The organism is Streptosporangium sp. NPDC002607 (genome assembly GCF_053592655.1).
The window spans coordinates 184,236-203,908 of sequence record NZ_JBSFWD010000012.1; the positions used below are offsets into that span (position 1 = coordinate 184,236).

Here is a 19,673-nt window from a genome sequence, read left to right on the forward strand (position 1 = left end):
CCCCACGACGACGCCTCGCCATAGTTCTCCTCGCCACCCTCACCCTCACTACCGGGCTATACGGACTCGGTCCGGCGAATGCGGAGCTGTCAGCGAACATGACACAAGCAGATACACCCGATGACTTGACGCTCTGGTACGACAAGCCCGCCACCGACTGGGAGACCCAGGCGCTGCCGATCGGCAACGGCGCGCTGGGCGCCATGGTGTTCGGCGGCGTCGGCGGCGAGCAGATCCAGTTCAACGAGAAGTCCCTGTGGACCGGCGGTCCCGGCTCCGACGGCTACGACTTCGGCAACTGGACCTCCCCCAGGCCGAACGCGATCGCCGAGGTCAGGGCAGAGATCGACCGCGACGGCAAGATCTCCCCCACGGCGGTGGCGGCCAAGCTCGGCCAGCCCAAGAGGGGGTTCGGCGCCTACCAGACCTTCGGCGACCTCTGGCTGGACATGCCCGAGACCCCCGGGGCCACCACCGGCTACCGCCGGGAGCTGAGCCTGCGCGACGCGGTCGCCAGGGTCGGCTACACCGCGGACGGCGTGACCTACTCCCGCGAGTACTTCGCCAGCCACCCCGGCAACGTCATCGTCGGCCGGATCTCCGCCGGCGAGAAGGGCAAGGTCTCCTTCACGCTGCGCACCTCCTCCCCCCGCTCCGACAGGCAGGTCTCGGTCTCGAAGGGACGCCTGACGGTCCGGGGTGCGCTCGCCGACAACGGTATGAGGTTCGAGTCCCAGGTCCAGGTGATCACCCAGGGCGGCACCCGCACCGACGGCACCGACCGGATCACCGTCGCGGGCGCCGACAGCGCGGTGTTCGTGCTGTCCGCGGGCACCGACTACGCCGACACCTACCCCACCTACCGGGGCGCCGACCCGCACGCCAAGGTCACCTCGGCGGTCGACAAGGCCGCCGGGAAGTCGTACGAAAAGCTCAGGTCCGACCACCTGGCCGACTACCGGAAGCTGTTCGACCGGGTCAGGCTCGACCTCGGTCAGCGGGCCCCGGCCGTCCCGACCGACAGGCTCCGCGCGGCGTACACCGGCGGTGCCTCGGCCGACGACCGGGCGCTGGAGGCGATGTTCTTCGCCTACGGCCGCTACCTGCTGATCGCCTCCTCCAGGAAGGGGTCGCTCCCGGCCAACCTGCAGGGCGTGTGGAACAACTCGACCAACCCCCCCTGGTCGGCCGACTACCACGTCAACATCAACCTGCAGATGAACTACTGGCTCGCCGAGCAGACCAACCTCGCCGAGACGACCGAACCGTACGACCGCTACATCCAGTCGATGGTCGCCCCCGGCGCGAAGACCGCGCGGGAGATGTTCGGGGCGCGCGGCTGGGTGGTGCACAACGAGACCAACCCGTTCGGCTTCACCGGCGTGCACAACTGGGCCACCGCGTTCTGGTTCCCGGACGCGGCGGCGTGGTTGACCCAGCAGATGTACGACCACTACCGCTTCAGCGGCGACACCAAATACCTGCGCAAGACCGCGTACCCGGTGATGAAGGGCGCGGCCGAGTTCTGGCTGGACACCCTCTACACCGACCCGCGTGACGGCGCTCTCGTGGTCTCCCCCAGTTACTCCCCCGAGCAGGGCGACTTCACGGCGGGCGCCTCGATGTCCCAGCAGATCGTCTTCGATCTGCTGACCAACACCCTGGAGGCGGCGAAGGAACTGAAGACCGACAAGGCCTTCCAGGCCGAGGTGACGGCCGCGCTGGCCAAGCTCGACCCGGGCATCCGGATCGGTTCCTGGGGACAGCTCCAGGAGTGGAAGGAGGACCTGGACGACCGGGGCAACACCCACCGGCACGTCTCCCACCTGTTCGCGCTGCACCCCGGACGGCAGATAACGGCCGGGACCCCCGAATCCGAGGCGGCCAAGGTCTCACTCACCGCGCGGGGCGACGGCGGCACCGGCTGGAGCAAGGCATGGAAGATCAACTTCTGGGCACGCCTGCTGGACGGCGACCACGCGCACAAGATGCTCGGCGAGCAGCTCAAGGGCTCCACGCTGGACAACCTGTGGGACACCCACCCGCCGTTCCAGATCGACGGCAACTTCGGCGCCACCTCCGGCATGGCCGAGATGCTGCTGCAGAGCCAGCACGACACCGTCCACGTGCTGCCCGCGCTGCCGTCGACCTGGGCCACCGGCTCGGTGACCGGTCTGCGGGCCCGCGGTGACGTGACCGTGGACGCCTCCTGGAAGGACGGCAACGCCGACAGGGTCACCGTGCACGCCGGCAGGTCCGGTCCCCTCAAGGTCCGGGCCGCCATGATCGGTGGCCGCTACCGCGTCGAGGACGAGCGTGGCAGGACGATCGACCCGCGCCGCGACGGTGACGTCATCACCATCGACGCCAAGGCGGGCAGGTCCTACACGATCGTCAACGAGGTGGTCGTCAAGATCACCGCTCCCGGGGCCGCGGGCAGCGGTGAGTCGATCCCGGTCGAGGTCACCGTCACCGCGACCGGGGGTCGCACCGTGCCCGCGGGCGCGGCGACCCTCGTCCTGCCGCGGGGCTGGACGGCCACGCCCGTCTCGATCCAGGTGCCGGAGGTCCCGGTCGGGCAGTCCAGGACCGCCTCGTTCACCGTGGCCGTCGGCCCGGCGAACGGGACCAGATCCGCGCGGATCACGGCGGAACTCGCGGGCGACGGCTGGACGGCCGGTGGTGCGACCTCCGTCCGCCTCAGCCCGTGCGTCTCTCCCCCGGCGGGCAGGGCCGTCGTCGCCTGGGACCCGACGTCGGGCACGACCGTCACCGACTCCTCCGGCAGCGGCAGGCACGGCACCGTCGTCGGCGCCGCTACCTACGACACCGCGGCCCCGAGCGGCAGCGGGCTGGTCCTGAACGGCTCGACCTACATCACCACGGAGAACACGCTGATCGGCTACCTGCCCGAGGCGACGTTCGCGGCCGAGGTCAAGATCGAGGGGACCGGCTACCGGCGGCTCTTCGACTCCCAGCCGAGCGGCAACCCGGGCACCGACGGGATCATCGTCGACCTGACCCCCTCCAACACCCTGCGCTTCATCGGCGCCGGGCTGAACGTGGGGCTGAGCGGGACGATCCCGACCGGCCGCTACATCGACCTCGTCGTCACCATGGACCGGACCGGCGCGATCAACACGTACGTGGACGGCACCCGGGTCGGCGGCGGCACGGCCACCACCGACGGCATCACCGGCTGCACCTCTCGGCCGCTGCGCTTCGGCGCCGACCAGGGCGGCGGCCAGCGCCTGAGCGGGGCGGTCGACCGCATGGCCGTCCTGCCGAGGGCACTGACCGCCGCCGAGGTCGGCACCTGGCGCGACATCGCGTTCTGACCCGTACGCGGTCCGCTCGCCGCGGGGCTCCCGCACGGGATCCGTCGCCGGTTCCCGTGCGGAGTCGTCCCCGATCCCCTTGAGGCCCGGGAAGCACTCGCTTCCCGGGCCTCACGAGGTAGGGTTCCGGGCGACCGTGGTCCGGCGGCTCCCGACTTGACGGGACACCCGCCACGTAATAGAACACGTTTCAGAAAGCAGCCCTACCAAGCGTTAGATCGACCACTTGGCAAGACGGCGTGCCCCCTGGGAGAGAGGGAGAACAGTCCCGTCCGTGACGGACGTCCCGCGAGGAACGTTCCGCGCGAACGGGGGAGCACGTCGCCGACCGCACTCGCAGGCCGCACCGACAACGAGCCGCGTCACGGGAACGCCGACCCGGTTCACGCAGGAGGACCGTTGGACATCGATCTGGTCGACCAGGACTTCTACTGGCGGAACGGCGCGCCGCACGATCAGCTTGCCTGGCTACGGGCGAACGCGCCGGTCTACGCGCACCCGGGTGACGCCGAACGGGACTGGCCGGGTTTCTGGGCGGTCACCCGGCACACCGACGTGGTGCACGTCTCCCGCCGCTCCGACCTGTTCTCCTCAAGCAGGAAGCTCGCGCTCTTCGACGAGATGCCCGAGGACCAGCGCGCCCTCCAGCGGATGATGATGCTCAACCAGGACCCGCCGGAGCACACCCGGCGGCGCTCCCTGGTCAACCGGGGGTTCACCCCCCGCATGATGGGCGCCCTTGAGCAGCACATCCGCGACATCTGCCACGAGCTGGTGGACGAGGCCAAGGCACGCGGCTCGGTCGACTTCGTCAGGGACATCTCCGCACCGCTGCCGCTGTACGTGATCTGCGAGCTGCTCGGCGCCCCCGTCGAGGACCGGGACAAGATCTTCAACTGGTCCAACCGGATGATCGGGGCCAACGACCCGGACTACGCGACCGACCCCGCCGAGGGCACGGACGCGGCCATGGAGGTCTACGCCTACGCCAACACCCTGGCCGCCGAGCGCCGGGAACGGCCCCGCGAGGACATCGTCACCAAGCTGATCATGCCCGACGCCGCCGGGGAGACCCTCACCGAGGAGGAGTTCGACCTGTTCGTGCTGCTGCTCGTGGTCGCGGGCAACGAGACCACCCGCAACGCGGCCTCGGGCGGCATGCTCGCCTTCTTCGAACACCCCGAGCAGTGGCGGCGCCTGGTCGCCGACCGCACCCTCGCCCGCACCGCGGCCGACGAGATCGTCCGCTGGGTCTCCCCGGTGAACCTCTTCCGCCGTACGGCCACCGTCGACACGACGATCGGCGGCCAGGAGGTCAAGGCCGACGACAAGATCGTGGTCTTCTACAGCTCCGCCAACCGGGACGAGGAGGTGTTCGCCGACCCCGGCACCTTCGACATCGGCCGCGACCCCAACCCGCACATCGGCTTCGGCGGTGGCGGTGCCCACTTCTGCCTCGGCAACCACCTCGCCAAGCTGGAGCTGCGGGTGCTCTTCGAGGTGCTGGCCGAGCGGCTGCCGAACCTGGAGCAGGCCGGCCCCGCCCGCCGGCTCCGCTCCAACTTCATCAACGGCATCAAGGACCTGCCGGTCTCCATAACCTGAGGCCCGGCCGTGATCGCCGGCGATCACCGGCCGCCTCTCCGCACACCCGGTACTGCGTCGTCTGCCGGGACACGAGGAGGTGAGGAGATGACCGATCCCGGTAGGCGGGCCGCCCTTGACCTGGGCACCGCCCGGACCCGGCTGCTCTCCGGCGGCGACACGCTGATCTACGAGCCCTCCGCCGTCCCGGCGGATCCGTCGAGTCAGGTCACGGGTGCGGCCGACGCCGTACCTGACGGACGATGGCGCTGGCCGGTACGGCACGGCATCGTCACCGACCCGCCCGGATGCGCCCGGCTGGCCCGCCGTGTCCTGTCCGGCCTCCTCAACGACCTTTCGAAAGGCTTCGATGACCCGAGAGCCGCCTCCGTCCCCGTCGGGGGGAGGCGGCACTGTTTAAACAAATCGTTTAACACGATTTATTGACAACAAGCCGTTCGATAGGCGATCGTGGTTCGCATGTCCGCGAACCACGATGAATCAGCCGGTGCCTTCACGCCTCCGAACCCGAGCCAGGCACGAGCGCACCGCGAGTACGCCTCCCTGTCGCGCATCACCGAGCGCCACGCGACCGACGACGCCCAGCGCCGCCGGCAGGTCCACCCCACGGTCCTCGGGGCGCACGAGACCGTCCGGCTGGTGTCGTTCCTGCTGAGCGGCGCCGCCGAGCGCGAGGAGGGTGAGCCGGAGGTGGACCGCGCCGACATCACCGCCGCCCTGACCCTGCTGCCCCGCGCCCGCGCGGAGATGGACGAGCTGGAGGCGGCGCTCCTGCTCATGGCGCGCGGCCGCGACCTCACCTGGCAGGAGATCGCCTTCGGCCTCGGCCTCGGCACCCCTCAGGCGGCCAAACAACGCTACGAACGACTGGCCGGCCGCACCGAGGGGTCCACGAACGCGCCGGCCACACGGTGATCCTTGGCCGGATGACGGTCTCCAGCGGTTTCTCGACCGGGTCGGCCGCGCGGATGGTGCCGCCCTCAGCGCGGATCTTCTCCAGGCAGGCGGTGATCCTCGGAGGTGGGCTCCGGCAGTGCCGCCGGGACGCGGGGAGGTTTCCTGCGGGGGATCCGGCAGAGGCGGCGGACGCTCAGGAGCCGGGCGCGGGGGAGGGCGGAGTCAGGCTCCATACCCGTATCTCTCCATCGAAGCCGGCGGAGACGACGACCGGCCGCCCCCGCAGTCGCGTCACCAGCATCGTCGTGATCTCCTGTGTGCGGCCGGTGGACGGCCTGCCGATCTGCTCGCGGGTGGCCAGATCCCACACCCGCACCCCGTCGTAGCCGCCGGAGACGACGACCGGCCGCCCCGCCAGCTCCGTCACCAGCACCGACTCGACTCCCGAGGTGTGCCCGGTGAACGGTTTGCCGATCTGCTCGCGGGTGGCCAGATCCCACACCCGCGCAGTGCGCTCCCCGTCGCCGCCGGAGACACCGGCGACGAGGACCGGCCGCCCCTCCCACTCCGCCACCGCCAACGTCACCGACAGGTCGGCGTCGGTGTAGCCGGTGAACGGGCTGCCGATCTGCCTGCGGGTGACCAGGTCCCACACCTGCACGATTCCGCCGTAGCCGCCGCAGACGAGAACCGGCCGCCCCTCCGACTCCGCCACCACCATCGACTCGACCGAAGCGGTGCGCGTGGTCAACGGGTTGCCGATCCGCTCGTGGGTGGCCAGATCCCACATATATATTTTTCCGTTACCGGTGGCGATGACGACCGGCCGCCCCGCCGGCTCCGCCACCAACACGGACGTGAGCCCCGTACCGGGGCCGGTGAGCAGCCCGCCGATCTGCTCGCGGGTGGCCAGGTCCCACACCCGTATCCCGTCGTGGTCGCCGGAGACGACGACCGGCCGCCCCGCCAACTCCGCCACCGTGACCGCGTAGCCGGTGAACGGCCTGCCGATCTGCTTCCGGGTGGCCAGATCCCACACCCGCGCAGTGCGCCCCCCGTCGCCGCCGCTGCTGCCGGAGACGACGACCGGCCGTCCCGCCAACTCCGCCACCGCCATCGAATGGATTCCCCCGGTGTGCCCGGTGAACGGCCTGCCGACCGGCATGCCGAAGGGAACGACCTTCGAAGTCTGACCGGGCGACGGAGCGGAGGTCCTGGAGGAACCCGTGGCGGATGAGGACGGTAACGACAGGGCCGAGGTTCCGGAGGGGGTTGTGGACGGCGGGGTGGAAGATTCGGGGGACTCCGGTTGCCACGACCAGAAGACCGCGGCGGCCGGGATGAGAACGGCGACGATCGCCGCCACGGCCACCAGGCGTCCCCTGACGGAATGGCGCGGGACACGGGACGCCGGAGGCGGCGGGGCGGGGCCGCGCGGCCGGTGATCCACCGTGCTGGATTCCTCACGGGTGAGGGTGGCGAGCAGGTCGGCCACGGTGGGCCGGGCGCCGGGGTCCTTGGCCAGGCAGGCTGCCAGCAGCGGGCGGATACGCTCGGGCACTCCGGCGAGGTCGGGTTCGCGGTTGGAGACGGCGTTCATCACCGCCGCCGGTATGGCGCCGGGGAATGCCGGATGCCGCGTGGCGGCGAACACCATGGTGGCGGCCCAGCTGAACACATCCGACGCCGTGCCGGCCTGGTGACCGTCAAGCTGTTCCGGCGACAGGTAGGCGGGGGTGCCCACCAGCCCCGAACCCGTGGTGGTGACGGCCAGCACCCGGGCGATTCCGAAGTCGATGACCACCGGCCCCTCCGGGCCCATGATCACGTTGTCGGGTTTGAAATCACGGTGGATGATCCCTGCCCGGTGGATCGCGGCCAGCGCCGTCAGGGTGGCGACCGCGAGCCGGTCCAGGCTGCTGCCGATCCGCGGCCCGTCGCCGGTGACCAGTTCCTTCAGCGAAGGCCCGGGGATGTACTCACTGACCAGGTAGGGCCGATCGCCGACAATCCCCCCGCCCAGCACCTGGGCGGTGCAGAACGCCGCGACCCGGCGGGTGATCTCCGCCTCGCGCATGAACCGCTCGCGCACCTTGGGATCGGTCGCCATCCGGACGTGGAGCACCTTGATCGCGACCTTGCGGTCCGCAGGATCGTGGCCGAGGTAGACCACGCCCTGACCTCCGTCGCCCAGCACCCCGCTCAGCCGGTAGCCGCCGATCCGCTCGGGGTCGCCCACGGTCAGCGGGCCCGGCTCGGACATCGCTCACCTCGTCTCCACGTCCCCGTCAGCGGACGGCCGGAACCGCTTCTGATCCAAGGAATGACGATAGGCGGCCCCCTGCCGCAGCAGAAGCCCCGAGGCCCGGAATGCTCCGGGCAGCCGATCCGGAGAGGCCCGGCCTCAGGGCCAGGAGGAGTCCTGGTCGGGGTCGCCGCCGTCGGAGAGCAGCTTGATGTCCGACTCGACCATCATCGCCACCAGCTCCTCGAAGGTGACCGAGGGTTCCCAGCCGAGCTGGACGCGGGCCTTCTTCGGGTCGGCGCAGAGCAGGTCGACCTCGGCGGGGCGGTGCAGGGTCTGGTCGGTGACGACGTACCGCTCCCAGTCGAGCCCGGCGGCGGCGAAGGCGGCCTCGGTCAGGTCGCGGACGGTCTGGGTGCGGCCGGTGCCGATCACGTAGTCCTCGGGCGTGTCCGTCTGGAGCATCAGGTGCATCGCACGGACGTAGTCTCCGGCGAACCCCCAGTCGCGACGCGCCTCCATGTTGCCCAGGCGCAGCTCCGAGGCGACGCCGAGCTTGATCCTGGCCACCCCGAGGCTCACCTTCCTGGTGACGAACTCGGCGCCCCTGCGCGGGGACTCGTGGTTGAACAGGATCCCCGACACCGCGTACATGCCGTACGACTCGCGGTAGTTCTGCGTCAGGAAGTGCCCGTACGCCTTGGCCACGCCGTACGGCGAGCGGGGGTGGAACGGGGTGATCTCGGTCTGCGGGGTCTCGCGGACCTGGCCGAACATCTCCGAGGACGACGCCTGGTAGAACCGGATCTGCCCGGATCCGGCGGCCGTACGCGAGGAGGAGATCCCGGAGCAGACCCGGATGGCCTCCAGCATGCGCAGCACGCCCATGCCGGTCACCTCGCCGGTGAGCTCGGCCTGCTCCCACGACATGGGGACGAACGAGATGGCGCCCAGGTTGTAGACCTCGTCGGGCTGGACCTTCTCGACCGCGGAGATCAGCGAACCCTGGTCGAGCAGGTCACCCCGGACGAGCTGAACGTCCTGCAGGAGCTTGCGGAGCCGTGAGACGCGCGGGTTGGCCTGCCCTCGGGCCAGACCGAAGACCTCGTAGCCCTGACTGAGCAGGCACTCGGCCAGATAGGAACCGTCCTGCCCGGTGATACCTGTGATCAGCGCGCGCCTGGCCAACGCGTCCTCCTCGCTTGCGGGGGCGGGACCTATGCCTGGTCTTATGCCGTTTGATTGGCGAATGTACCGTCCCACCCCCGTGTGGGCACTATCTCCCTCACGGCGCAGCTAGAACGCGTTCCACCGAATCCTGTTCGGTCAGGTTAACCTCCCAGCTCGTGCCCGGTGAAGCAGGCCCTAGGAACAATTCCACATCAGGTACAACAGAGCTACCGAATGGTAGTGTCCGAGGACTAAGGTCATCTTTCACGGTACCTGTCCCCTTTCGGGCAGGGTGAGAAAGGGGTTGCCGTGCCGGGTGCTGAATCACTGCGGGTGGCACTGCTGTCGTATCGCAGCAAGCCGACCTGCGGTGGGCAGGGCGTCTACCTGCGTCACCTCAGCCGCGAGTTGGTCGCCCTCGGGCACAGCGTGGAGGTCCTCTCCGGCCAGCCCTACCCGGAGCTCGACGAGGGCGTCATCCTCACCAAGGTCCCCAGCCTGGACCTGTACCGCGACGAGGACCCCTTCCGTACTCCCGGCCTCCGCGAGTACCGCGACTGGATCGACCTGCTCGAGGTCGGCACCATGTGGACCGCCGGGTTCCCCGAGCCGCTGACCTTCACCCTGCGGGCACACCGCGAGCTGAAGAAGCGCGTCGGCGACTTCGACGTGGTGCAGGACAACCAGACCCTCGGCTACGGACTGCTCGGCATCCAGAAGCTGTTCCCCGTGGTCGGGACCATCCACCACCCGATCAGCGTGGACCGGCGCATCGAGCTGAAAGCGGCTCCGCTGCGCAAGAAGCTCTCCATGCGACGCTGGTACGGCTTCGTGCGCATGCAGGCCAAGGTCGCGCCGCGGCTCAGCCCGATCCTGACCGTCAGCGAGTCCTCCCTCGCCGACATCCACCGCGACTTCAACGTGCCCCAGAAGAACATGCGGCTCATCCCGCTGGGCGTCGACACCCGCTACTTCCACCCGCGCCCGGAGCTTCCCAAGCGGCCCGGCTCCATCGTCGCGGTGGCCAGCGCCGACTCCCCGATGAAGGGGGTCGCGACGCTGCTGCGGGCCGTGGCGAAGCTCGCCACCGAGCGCGACGTCCACCTGACGGTGGTCAGCAAGCCCACCCCCGGCGGCCCGACCGAGAAGCTCGTCGGCGAGCTGGCGCTGCGGGACCGGGTCAGGTTCGTGCACGGCATCTCCGACACCGAACTGGGCGAGCTGATCGCCACCTCGGAGATCTCGGTCGTCCCCTCCCTGTACGAGGGCTTCTCGCTGCCCGCCGTCGAGCACATGGCCTGCGGCACCCCGCTGGTCGCCAGCCGCACCGGGGCGCTGCCCGAGGTCGTCGGCGACGCCGCCGTACAGGTGGCCCCCGGCGACCCCGAGGAGCTGGCCGCGGTGCTGCGCCGCCTGCACGACTCTCCCGAGGAGCGGGCCGCGGTGGGCAAGAAGGGCTACGACCGGGTCATGGAACGCTTCACCTGGAACGTCGTCGCCAAGCGGACCGTGGAGGCCTACCACGAGGCCATCCAGGCCCACCGCGCGAAGTGAGCGACCCCCTGAAACGATCACCTCTCACAAGGAGCGGCCAGTGCTGACTGTCGACTTCGACCGGTTGCCCGTGGGTCCGGGGACCCGGGTGCTGGACCTGGGGTGTGGCGGCGGACGCCACGCGTTCGAGGTACTGCGGCGCGGTGCCGACGTGGTGGCCTTCGACATGGACGCGGGGGAGCTGGAAGGCGTGGCGAGCATGTTCGCCGCGATGGACAAGGCCGGTGAGATACCGCCCGGGGCGACGGCGGACACCGTGACGGGCGACGCGCTCGACATGCCGTTCGAGGACGGCGCCTTCGACCGGGTGATCGCGGCCGAGGTGCTGGAGCACATCCCCGACGACATGGCCGCGATGCGGGAGATCTTCCGGGTCCTCAAGCCTGGTGGCCAGGCGGCCATCACGGTGCCGAGCTTCCTGCCGGAGCGGATCTGCTGGGCGCTCGACGAGGCGTACCACACCGCTCCCGGCGGGCACGTCCGCATCTACACGCTGGCCGAGCTGAGCGCGAAGCTCAAGTCGACGGGCTTCACCATCGGCCCGCACCACCACGCCCACGGCCTGCACGCGCCGTACTGGTGGATCAAGTGCGCGGTCGGCGTCGACAACAACGACCACCCGCTGGCCAAGGCCTACCACGAGCTGCTGGTCTGGGACATCATGAAGCGCCCCGCCGCCACCAGGATCGCCGAGGCCGTGCTCAACCCGCTCATCGGCAAGAGCGTGGTGCTCTACGTCCGGAAGCTCGCATGATCTCCTGGGAACAGGTTGTGCAGACCGCCCAGAGCATCGCGGCGGTACAGGAGCCCGACGGCGGCGTCCCATGGCCCGAGGGGCACGTGGACGCCTGGAACCATGTCGAGTGCCTGATGGCGATGAGCGTGGCGGGGCTGACCGGCCCCGCCCGCCGGGGATACGACTGGCTGGTCCGCACGCAGCGCTCCGACGGCTCCTGGCCGATGAAGCTGGTCGGCGGCGAGGCCGTCGAGCAGGGCGGGGAGTCCAACCACGCCGCCTACCTCGCGGTCGGCGTCTGGCACGAGCTGCTGGTGACCTCCGACGAGGACTTCGCCCGGCGGATGTGGCCTCCGGTCCGGGCGGCGCTGGACTTCGTGGTCGGCCTGCAGACCACCCGGGGCGAGATCGTCTGGGAGCGCGCGGCCGACGGCAGGCCCGCCGGGTACGCGCTGCTGACCGGCTGCGCCTCCATCCACCAGGGCCTGCGCTGCGGCGTGCTGCTCGGCGAGCACCTGGGCGACCCGCAGCCCGACTGGGAGCTGGCCGCCGACCAGCTCGGCCACGTACTGGTCGCCCACCCCGAGGCGTTCGCCGACAAGAGCCGCTTCTCGATGGACTGGTACTACCCGATCCTGGGCGGCGCGGTGCGCGGCCCGGCCGCGCGGGCACGGCTGGCCGAGGAGTGGGACACGTTCGTGGAGCCGGACCTCGGCATCCGCTGCGTCTCCGACCAGCCGTGGGTGACCGGTGCCGAGACGTGCGAGCTGGTGCTCACCCTCGACGCGCTGGGCGACCGGGACCGGGCGCGGAAGCTCTTCTCGGACATGCAGCACCTGCGGCACGAGGACGGCTCGTACTGGACCGGCTGGCAGTTCGTGAACGAGAAGTGGTTCCCCTACGAGCGCTCCGCCTACACCGCGGCCGCGGTCGTACTCGCCGCCGACGCGCTGGCCGGGCACACCCCCGCCGCGGGCATCTTCCGCGACGCGGGCAAGTACCTGACCGACCGCCCCACCGCCACCTGCGGCTGCAGCCACGCCCGTTCCAGGAGCTGAGCTCCCGGCCTCCGGCCGAGGCGTCGGCGTTTTCTTTGCACGGAATCAGAAACGTGGTGCTTGAAGGGCTGAATGCGGCTCACTACGTTCGGGTCCGTGAGTAATGCGGAGGGCACTCGGACGGTAGCTCAGAGCGATGACACCGAGACGGCCGGCGCGGAGGCCGTCCCGGAAAGCACCCCTGACCCGCCACCCCCCACCCCCTCGAACCCGGCACCCCCGCGGCGCCCCGAACCCACGGGTTCGGCCGGCCCTCCGGACCCCGCCGAGCATCCGGGTCCGCAGGAATCCTCGGTCTCCTCCCCCCGGCCGGACTTCTCCGAGCCCGGCTCACCCGAACCCGACCTTTCCGAACCCAACCTTTCCGAGCCCGACCTTTCCGAGCCGAGGGCGGCGGCTCCGGGGACGTCGGCGCCGCCCAGGCCGAACGGCGTGGCCCGGCTGCTGTGGCAGAACCCCGCCCGGGTGGGGTTCGGGGTGCGGCGGTTCCGGCTGGGGCCGGGGCGCGAGCGGCTGGAGGGCGCGGAGCGGTCGTTCACGGCCGGGTTCAACGCGGTGGTCGCCGGGGAGGCCGAGCGGATCGACGACCTCCGCGAGGACCTGCGCGGTTTCGCGTACGAGGGCGCGGGCATGGCCTGCGCCACCCTCGACGTGCTCACCCTCACCGGCGGGCGCCGCCTGCGGGAGCTGCTGAGCGGGCCGGGGATGCGCTACCCGCACCTCATCCATTTGGGCACCGGCCGGGCGTACGCCCGGATGCGGCTACGGCCGATGTGGGGCGTCCGCTCGGTGCACCCGCTGCTGCGCTGGCTGGCCCACGACGGCTTCGGCTTCCACCAGGGTTTCTTCTCCGCGGACCGTACGGTGGGACGCCAGCGGACGGCGGGGCTCATGGATCGGACCCGGAGAGCGATCTTCGATCAGGGACTGGGGCGGATGCTCTGGTTCCACGAGTGCGCGGGGGCGGATGACGTCGTGCTGCGCATCGCCGAGTTTCCCGCGGGGCGCCGCGCCGACCTGTGGAGCGGCGTGGGTCTGGCCGCCACGTACACCGGGGGTGCCGGCGTCGCGGACCTGGGGCGGCTGGCCTCCGCCGCGGCCGAGGACGGTTTCCGCGCCCACCTCGCCCAGGGGTGCGCCTTCGCCTGCGCCTCCCGGCTGATATCGGCCGTGGTCCCCGAGCACACCGTCGCCGCCGCACCCGTGCTGTGCGGGGCCGAAGTGGACGAGGCGGCGGGCTGGACCGACACCGCGCTCGTCGCGCTGGGCCACAACGCGCACAGCGGCGACCACTACCAGGCCTGGCGGGCGGGAGTCCGGAAGGCCTGGGCACGGCGCGACCGCGACTTATGACCGCGGCTCGAAGGGGTGGTGCGGACGATGCCGGACCACGCCACCGCGAGCCGGTCGCGGCCGAGATAGTCACCTGCGGCTCGAAGGGGCGGTGAGAGCGGTGTCAGGGGTTCGCAGGTACGCGGCGGGAGTCCTCGCCCTGATCGCCGCCGCCGCCGGGTGGAGGCTGACCGGCCTGCCGGACACCTCGGTCGCGGAGACGTCGGCCGACTTCTCCTTCCACGCGAGGCCGCTCGGGCCGCCCCCGGGACCCGGTGACCGCACCCTGCGGCCGGTCGCGGCGGGATACGCCGGTCTCCAGGGCTGGGTGTCGTCGCTGGGCGCCGGGGTGGCGCTGTTCGACGTGGACAACGAGGTCGTCGCCGACGACCTGTGCCTGGTCGATCCCCGCCATGACACGGTGACCGTCAGGCGGGCACCGGGGACACCCCGGGGCTACCGGCCGTTCACGCTGGTCCCCCCGGATCGCAGGCGGTACGAGGCGCCGGCCGGGTGCCTGCCCGCCGACCTCGACCAGGACGGCTGGCAGGACCTGGTCGTCTACTACTGGGGCCGCTCCCCCTCGCTCTTCCTGCGCGTGCCCGGGGTACCCCCTTCCGGAACCGCCTTCCGCCACCGCGCGCTGACCACGGAGCCGGAGATCTGGAACACCAGCGCCGCCACGACCGGTGACTTCGACGGGGACGGCCGCCTCGACCTGGTCTTCGGCGACTATTTCCCCGACGGCGTCCGGGTGCTGGGCGACGGTGCCCCCAACGACGGTGCCCCCGACGACAGCGATCCCGACGACGACGGCCCCGGCACTGCGGTGATGCCCGACTCGCTGTCCGCCGCCGCCAACGGCGGCGGCGCCCGGCTCTACCTGGCGAGCGGACCTGCGCGGTTCACCGAGGCCGAGGGGGTGTTCGACGAGATCGGGAACGGAGGCTGGATCCTGGCGCTGGGCACCCAGGACCTGGACGGCGACGGGCGGCCCGAGCTGTACCTGGCATGCGACTTCGGCCCCGACCGGCTGCTGGTCAACGAGTCGGTACCCGGCCGGATCCGGTTCACCGAGGCCAGGGGCACCAGGCACCTGACGACTCCCGTCTCCAGGGTCGTCGGCCGCGATTCGTTCAAGGGGATGGGCGTCGGCTTCACCGACCTCAACTCCGACGGCAGGCCGGACATCCTGGTGAGCAACCTCACCGAGGACTACGCGCTGCACCAGAGCAACTTCGCCTTCGTGTCCCGGCCCGGCGACCTGCACGGGGGGCACGCGCCCTACGACGACCTCGGTGAGGAACTGGGGCTGAGCCGCAGCGGCTGGTCCTGGGACGTCAAGGCCGCCGACTTCGACAACGACGGCGACGACGAGATCATGCACGCGACCGGGTTCGTCAGGGGTGAGGTCGACCGGTGGGCGCAACTGCAGGAGGCGGCGTCGGCGAGCGATCTGTTCCTCTCCCGCCCCGCGCTCTGGCCGAGCATCCGGGCCGGGGACGACCTGTCGGGCCACGACACCAACACCTTCTTCACCAGGGGTGAGGACGGCCGCTACGCGGACGTGGCCCGGCGGGCCGGGGTCGGCGGCGACAGCGACGGCACGGTCAGCCGGGCCTTCGCGGTGGGCGACGTCGACGACGACGGGCGACTGGACTTCGCGGTCGCCAACCAGTGGTCGGAGTCGGTGCTCTACAGCAACCACGGCCCGACGGCACCGTTCGTGGGCCTGCGGCTCCGTCTCCCCGCGGGCCCCTGCCTCCCATCCCCCGCACCGCGCTCCGGACCGGAGCGGCCCGCCCTGGCCCAACCGGGCCGGACACGGCTCCGTCCGGCGCGCCGGGAGTGGACACGCCCCGGGCTGACGCGGCCCGCCATCGGGGCCGTCGCCACGGTGCGCCTGCCCGGCGGGGTCACGCGTAGCAGGCAGCTCTACCCCGCCAACGGGCACAACGGCTTCTCCGCGCCCGAGCTGCTGTTCGGCCTGGGCGACCACCTGCCGGACTCCCCCGTCCCCGTCGAGATCTCCTGGAGGGACGCCTGCGGCGGCACCCGTACCGCGTCGGTGTCCCTGGAGCCCGGCTGGCACCGGATCCTGCTGGCCGACGGCCACGCCTCGGAGATCCGCCGTCCGTGAGCGCCGCCCCGCCCCCCGAGACGGCGAAGTCCAGGATCTCCGGCCCGAACCGAGGCAGGGCGCTCCGGCGGTCGGCGTGGTCCCTCACCCTGCTCACCGTGCTCGGGCACACCGTGCTCGGCTTCGAGCAGTCCCCTCTGGCGCCGGTGGCCGGCGCGCTCACCGGCGTGACCACCGAGTTCGTGCTGGAGACCGTGGAGGCGTGGGCATGGCGGCGCCCGGCCCGCTACCTCGGGGTGCCCCGCGACCGGGTCGCCGACTTCTTCCTGCCCTCCTACATCCGCGGCCTGCTCTGCGCGATGCTGCTGTACGGCAACGGGCATCTGATGCCGATCGTGCTCGCCGTCCTGATCGGCGTCGGCAGCGCGTACCTCTTCCGCGTGCGGGCGCCGGAGCCGGCGCGAACGGCGGATGGGGCGGGAACGACGAAACCGGCGAGGCGGACCGGCGGGGACGTGCCCGGCGCCGCGTTCCTGAATCCGGTGGCCTTCGGGATCGTCGTCGTGCTGCTGCTGTTCCCGTGGGTCGGCCTCGCCCCCGCCTACCAGTTCACCGCGTGGGTCTCGGGTCCTTTCGACCTGATCGTGCCGCTGGCCGTGCTGGCAGGGGGCGTGCTGGCGAACGCCGGACCCACCGGCAGGATGCCGCTGGTCCTGGGCTGGGCGGGCGGGTTCGCCCTGCAGGCGTGTCTCAGGGGCGGCCTGGGCGACGTGTCGACGGTCAGCGCCCTGCTGCCGATGACCGGGACCGCCTTCGCCCTCTACACCGGCTACGTGATCACCGATCCGGGCACGTCCCCGGTCAGGGCGCGCGACCAGGTCGTGTTCGGCCTGGCCACGGCGGCGGTCTACGGGCTGCTGGTCCAGTTCCACGTCGTCTTCGGGCCGTTCCTCGCCCTGGTGATCGTCTGCGCGGGCCGGGAGCTGAAACGGCTCCGCCGCCCGCCCGGCACCGGGCGCCCCGCACGGGGTGATCAGCCGATGCCGGGGCCGATCCGTTCGAGCACCCGCAGCGAGCCCTCCTGCCGGACCTCCCTGAACGCGCCGGAGGCGAGCGCCCGCTGGTAGACGCGGTACGGCGCCTGCCCGCCCGTGGCCGGATCCGGGTAGATGTCATGGAAGACCAGGGCGCCGCCCTGCATGACGTGCGGTGCCCACCCCTCGTAGTCCCTGGTCACCGGGAGTTCGGAGTGGCCGCCGTCGATGAAGAGCATCGCCAGCGGGGTGTTCCACAGCCCGGCGACACGCTCGGACCTGCCGACGATCGCGATGACCTCCTCCTCGAGACCCGCGGAGGCGATGGTGGTGCGGAAGGTGGGCAGCGAGTCCATCTTGCCGAATCGGGGGTCCATCAGGGTGGGGTCATGGTGGGCCCACCCGGGCTGGATCTCCTCGGAGCCCCGGTGGTGGTCCACCGTGAAGACGACGGACCCGGCCTGCCGGGCACCCGCGCCGAGGTAGACCGCCGACTTCCCGCAGTAGCTGCCGATCTCGCAGATCGGGCCGCGCGGGCCGTACTCGACGGCGGTCTCGAACAGCGCGATTCCCTCCTCATGCGGCATGAAACCCTTGGCGTGCTGGGCGGTGTACAGCAGGTCGGCGGGCATGGTGGCGTTGCTCATCACAGCAGACTACCCATACCGAACAACATTCCGATCAGCCCTTGCCCGACCTTATGGAACGTGTTCTACTTTGCACCGTGAACCAGCGCGCCCGCATCGTGATGTCCGACGACGAGGTGACGGCTTTCGTCGGTGAGTCGCGGAAACTGCAGCTCGGCACGATCAACCCGGACGGCACCCCACATATGGTGACCATGTTCTACGGGTTGACCGAGGGCAAGATCTCATTCTGGACCTACGGCAAGGCCCAGAAGACACTCAACATCCAGCGCGACGCCCGAGTGAGCTGCCTGATCGAGGCCGGGGAGGAATACTCCGACCTGCGCGGCGTACTGGTGTACGGGGTGGCGCGGAGGATCGACGACTCCGAGGGCATCCTCGGCATCGGCATGAACGTGGCCAGACGGATGGCCGGGATGCCCGACGCGGAGGAGTTGCTCACCGAGTACGTGACCTACACCGGCCGCAAAAGGGTCGCCTTTGTGGTCGAGCCCACTCGTGTGATCTCTTGGGATCACCGTAAGCTCGCCATTCCCGGCTAGGAGGCCCGCATGAAAATCAAAGTCGACTATCTGGTCTGCGAGGCCAATGCGATCTGCATGGGACTCGCCCCGGAGGTCTTCGAACTCGACGACGACGACCAGCTGCACCTGCTGCTGCCTGAGCCGCCGCCGGAGATGATGGACCGCGTCCGGCACGCCGTGCGGTCCTGTCCCAAAGCCGCACTCTCCGTTGAGGAGAACTAGGAGGTCCCCCCATGCGTGGTGCGCTTCTGCATGCCGTCGGCGACGACAAGCTCGACATCCGCGATGACTTCACCCTCGCCCCGATGGGCCCGACGGACGTCCGCGTCAAGGTCAGGGCCACCGGTGTCTGCCACTCCGACCTGTCGGTGATCAGCGGCGTGCTGCCCATGCCGCTGCCGGTCATCCCCGGCCACGAGGGCGCCGGAGAGGTCGTCGAGGTCGGCGACCACGTGACCACGGTGCAGCCGGGCGACCACGTCATCATCAACTGGACCCCGGCCTGCGGCACCTGCGCGAACTGCCTGGTCAACCAGCCGTTCCTGTGCATGACCTACGTGATGGACAGCTTCGTCAACGCCCGCTTCCGCTACGGCGGCGACACCCCGGCGTTCGGCATGGCCGGGTGCGGCACCTGGTCCGAGGAGATCGTCGTACCCTGGCAGGGCGCGATCAAGGTCGACCCCGAGGTGCCCTTCGAGGCGGCGGCCCTGATCGGCTGCGGGATCACCACCGGCGTCGGCGCGGCGCTCAACACGGCCAGGGTGAAGGCCGGCTCGACGGTCGCCGTGGTCGGCGCCGGCGGCATCGGCCTCTCGGTGATCCAGGGTGCCCGCATCTCCGGCGCCACCACGATCCTGGCGATCGACCCGCTGGAGTCCAAGCACGCCCTCGCCAAGAAGGTCGGCGCGACCCACGCCATCACCCCCGACCAGCTGATGGACGCGCTCGGCACGCTCACCGGCGGTGCCGGATTCGACTACGGCTTCGAGGCCGTCGGCAAGTCCGCCGCCATCATGACGGCCTGGCAGGCGACCCGCCGGGGTGGCGACATGATCGTGGTGGGCGCGGGCGCGATGGACGACAACGTCCCGCTGAGCGCCTTCAGCCTGCTGTTCGAGGGCAAGAACATCCTCAGCTCGCTGTACGGCGGCTCGGACGTCCGGCGCGACTTCCCGTTCTTCGCGGGACTCTACAAGGCCGGCAAGCTCGACCTGGAGAGCATGATCAGCTCCCGCATCAAGCTGGCCGACCTCAACGACGCCGTGGCGGCGCTCAAGGGCGGCGAGGTCCTGCGCCAGATCGTCGTCATGGACTGAGCAGCGCCCGGAACCGAGCCCGCGCACCGGGTCACCGGGCCGCCCGCCTGAGCAGGGCGTGCCGGTGACCCCGTCCGGGTCTCGCCGGTGGTCGAGTCGGGCTGGGACACCGTGCTGAAGGAGGTCAAGGACGC

At 70.8% G+C, this 19,673-nt stretch carries 16 protein-coding genes; 13 read left to right on the forward strand and 3 right to left on the reverse strand.

What is annotated here, in order from left to right:
* Positions 1–125: 125 nt before the first annotated feature.
* The 4 genes from ACWD3H_RS16815 (at position 126) to ACWD3H_RS16830 (ending at position 5,858) form a co-directional block, all read left to right on the forward strand.
* Complete coding sequence (locus ACWD3H_RS16815; protein WP_451955590.1) at positions 126–3,338, forward strand: glycosyl hydrolase family 95 catalytic domain-containing protein; 3,213 nt, start codon at positions 126–128, stop codon at positions 3,336–3,338.
* A 399-nt stretch (positions 3,339–3,737) separates the two neighbouring features.
* Positions 3,738–4,943: a cytochrome P450 gene (locus tag ACWD3H_RS16820; protein ID WP_350914391.1), complete on the forward strand. Its 1,206-nt coding sequence runs from the start codon at positions 3,738–3,740 to the stop codon at positions 4,941–4,943.
* 87 nt (positions 4,944–5,030) lie between these two features.
* Entirely contained in the window at positions 5,031–5,369 is a 339-nt protein-coding gene (locus tag ACWD3H_RS16825) for a hypothetical protein (protein ID WP_451955591.1), read from the forward strand.
* A gap of 33 nt (positions 5,370–5,402) precedes the next feature.
* The gene (locus ACWD3H_RS16830; RefSeq protein WP_451955592.1) at positions 5,403–5,858 is read left to right on the forward strand and encodes a DNA-binding protein; all 456 of its coding nucleotides are present in this window, start codon (positions 5,403–5,405) and stop codon (positions 5,856–5,858) included.
* A gap of 175 nt (positions 5,859–6,033) precedes the next feature.
* Here ACWD3H_RS16830 and ACWD3H_RS16835 read toward each other — a convergent pair whose 3' ends face one another.
* Together ACWD3H_RS16835 and ACWD3H_RS16840 are read right to left on the reverse strand one after the other, a co-directional pair.
* Complete coding sequence (locus ACWD3H_RS16835; RefSeq protein WP_451955593.1) at positions 6,034–8,103, reverse strand: WD40 repeat domain-containing serine/threonine protein kinase; 2,070 nt, start codon at positions 8,101–8,103, stop codon at positions 6,034–6,036.
* Between the two features lie 141 nt (positions 8,104–8,244).
* On the reverse strand, positions 8,245–9,273 hold the full coding sequence (locus ACWD3H_RS16840) for a GDP-mannose 4,6-dehydratase (protein WP_355566704.1): 1,029 nt from the start codon (positions 9,271–9,273) through the stop codon (positions 8,245–8,247).
* Between the two features lie 291 nt (positions 9,274–9,564).
* Between ACWD3H_RS16840 and ACWD3H_RS16845 the strand changes: the two genes are divergently transcribed.
* The 6 genes from ACWD3H_RS16845 to ACWD3H_RS16870 all read left to right on the forward strand — a co-directional run bounded on the left by ACWD3H_RS16845 (position 9,565) and on the right by ACWD3H_RS16870 (position 17,142).
* Positions 9,565–10,809 (forward strand): glycosyltransferase family 4 protein, encoded by a 1,245-nt coding sequence (locus ACWD3H_RS16845; RefSeq protein WP_355566707.1) that lies wholly within the window; start codon positions 9,565–9,567, stop codon positions 10,807–10,809.
* Between the two features lie 40 nt (positions 10,810–10,849).
* Positions 10,850–11,563: a class I SAM-dependent methyltransferase gene (locus ACWD3H_RS16850; RefSeq protein ID WP_451955594.1), complete on the forward strand. Its 714-nt coding sequence runs from the start codon at positions 10,850–10,852 to the stop codon at positions 11,561–11,563.
* Complete coding sequence (locus ACWD3H_RS16855) at positions 11,560–12,603, forward strand: prenyltransferase (protein WP_355566711.1); 1,044 nt, start codon at positions 11,560–11,562, stop codon at positions 12,601–12,603. Before ACWD3H_RS16850 ends, ACWD3H_RS16855 begins: the two co-directional genes overlap by 4 nt.
* Positions 12,604–12,699: 96 nt before the next feature.
* Complete coding sequence (locus ACWD3H_RS16860; protein ID WP_451955595.1) at positions 12,700–13,956, forward strand: DUF1702 family protein; 1,257 nt, start codon at positions 12,700–12,702, stop codon at positions 13,954–13,956.
* Between the two features lie 100 nt (positions 13,957–14,056).
* The gene (locus tag ACWD3H_RS16865) at positions 14,057–16,075 is read left to right on the forward strand and encodes a CRTAC1 family protein (RefSeq protein ID WP_451955596.1); all 2,019 of its coding nucleotides are present in this window, start codon (positions 14,057–14,059) and stop codon (positions 16,073–16,075) included.
* Positions 16,072–17,142 (forward strand): enediyne biosynthesis protein UnbU, encoded by a 1,071-nt coding sequence (locus ACWD3H_RS16870; RefSeq protein ID WP_451955597.1) that lies wholly within the window; start codon positions 16,072–16,074, stop codon positions 17,140–17,142. The genes ACWD3H_RS16865 and ACWD3H_RS16870 overlap by 4 nt, the downstream gene beginning before the upstream one ends.
* Here the strand turns inward: ACWD3H_RS16870 and ACWD3H_RS16875 are convergent.
* Complete coding sequence (locus tag ACWD3H_RS16875) at positions 17,049–17,696, reverse strand: class I SAM-dependent methyltransferase (protein WP_451955598.1); 648 nt, start codon at positions 17,694–17,696, stop codon at positions 17,049–17,051. The two genes, ACWD3H_RS16870 and ACWD3H_RS16875, sit on opposite strands and share 94 nt — an antisense overlap.
* Positions 17,697–17,773: 77 nt before the next feature.
* Here ACWD3H_RS16875 and ACWD3H_RS16880 point away from each other — a divergent pair, with 77 nt between their 5' ends.
* The 3 genes from ACWD3H_RS16880 to ACWD3H_RS16890 are packed head-to-tail and all read left to right on the forward strand — an operon-like array spanning position 17,774 to position 19,539.
* Positions 17,774–18,238: a pyridoxamine 5'-phosphate oxidase family protein gene (locus ACWD3H_RS16880; RefSeq protein ID WP_451955599.1), complete on the forward strand. Its 465-nt coding sequence runs from the start codon at positions 17,774–17,776 to the stop codon at positions 18,236–18,238.
* Between the two features lie 9 nt (positions 18,239–18,247).
* Positions 18,248–18,442 carry a ferredoxin gene (locus ACWD3H_RS16885; protein WP_030913934.1) on the forward strand — a complete coding sequence of 65 codons (195 nt, stop codon included), beginning with the start codon at positions 18,248–18,250 and terminating at the stop codon, positions 18,440–18,442.
* An 11-nt stretch (positions 18,443–18,453) separates the two neighbouring features.
* On the forward strand, positions 18,454–19,539 hold the full coding sequence (locus tag ACWD3H_RS16890; protein WP_350914349.1) for a Zn-dependent alcohol dehydrogenase: 1,086 nt from the start codon (positions 18,454–18,456) through the stop codon (positions 19,537–19,539).
* Positions 19,540–19,673: the final 134 nt, after the last annotated feature.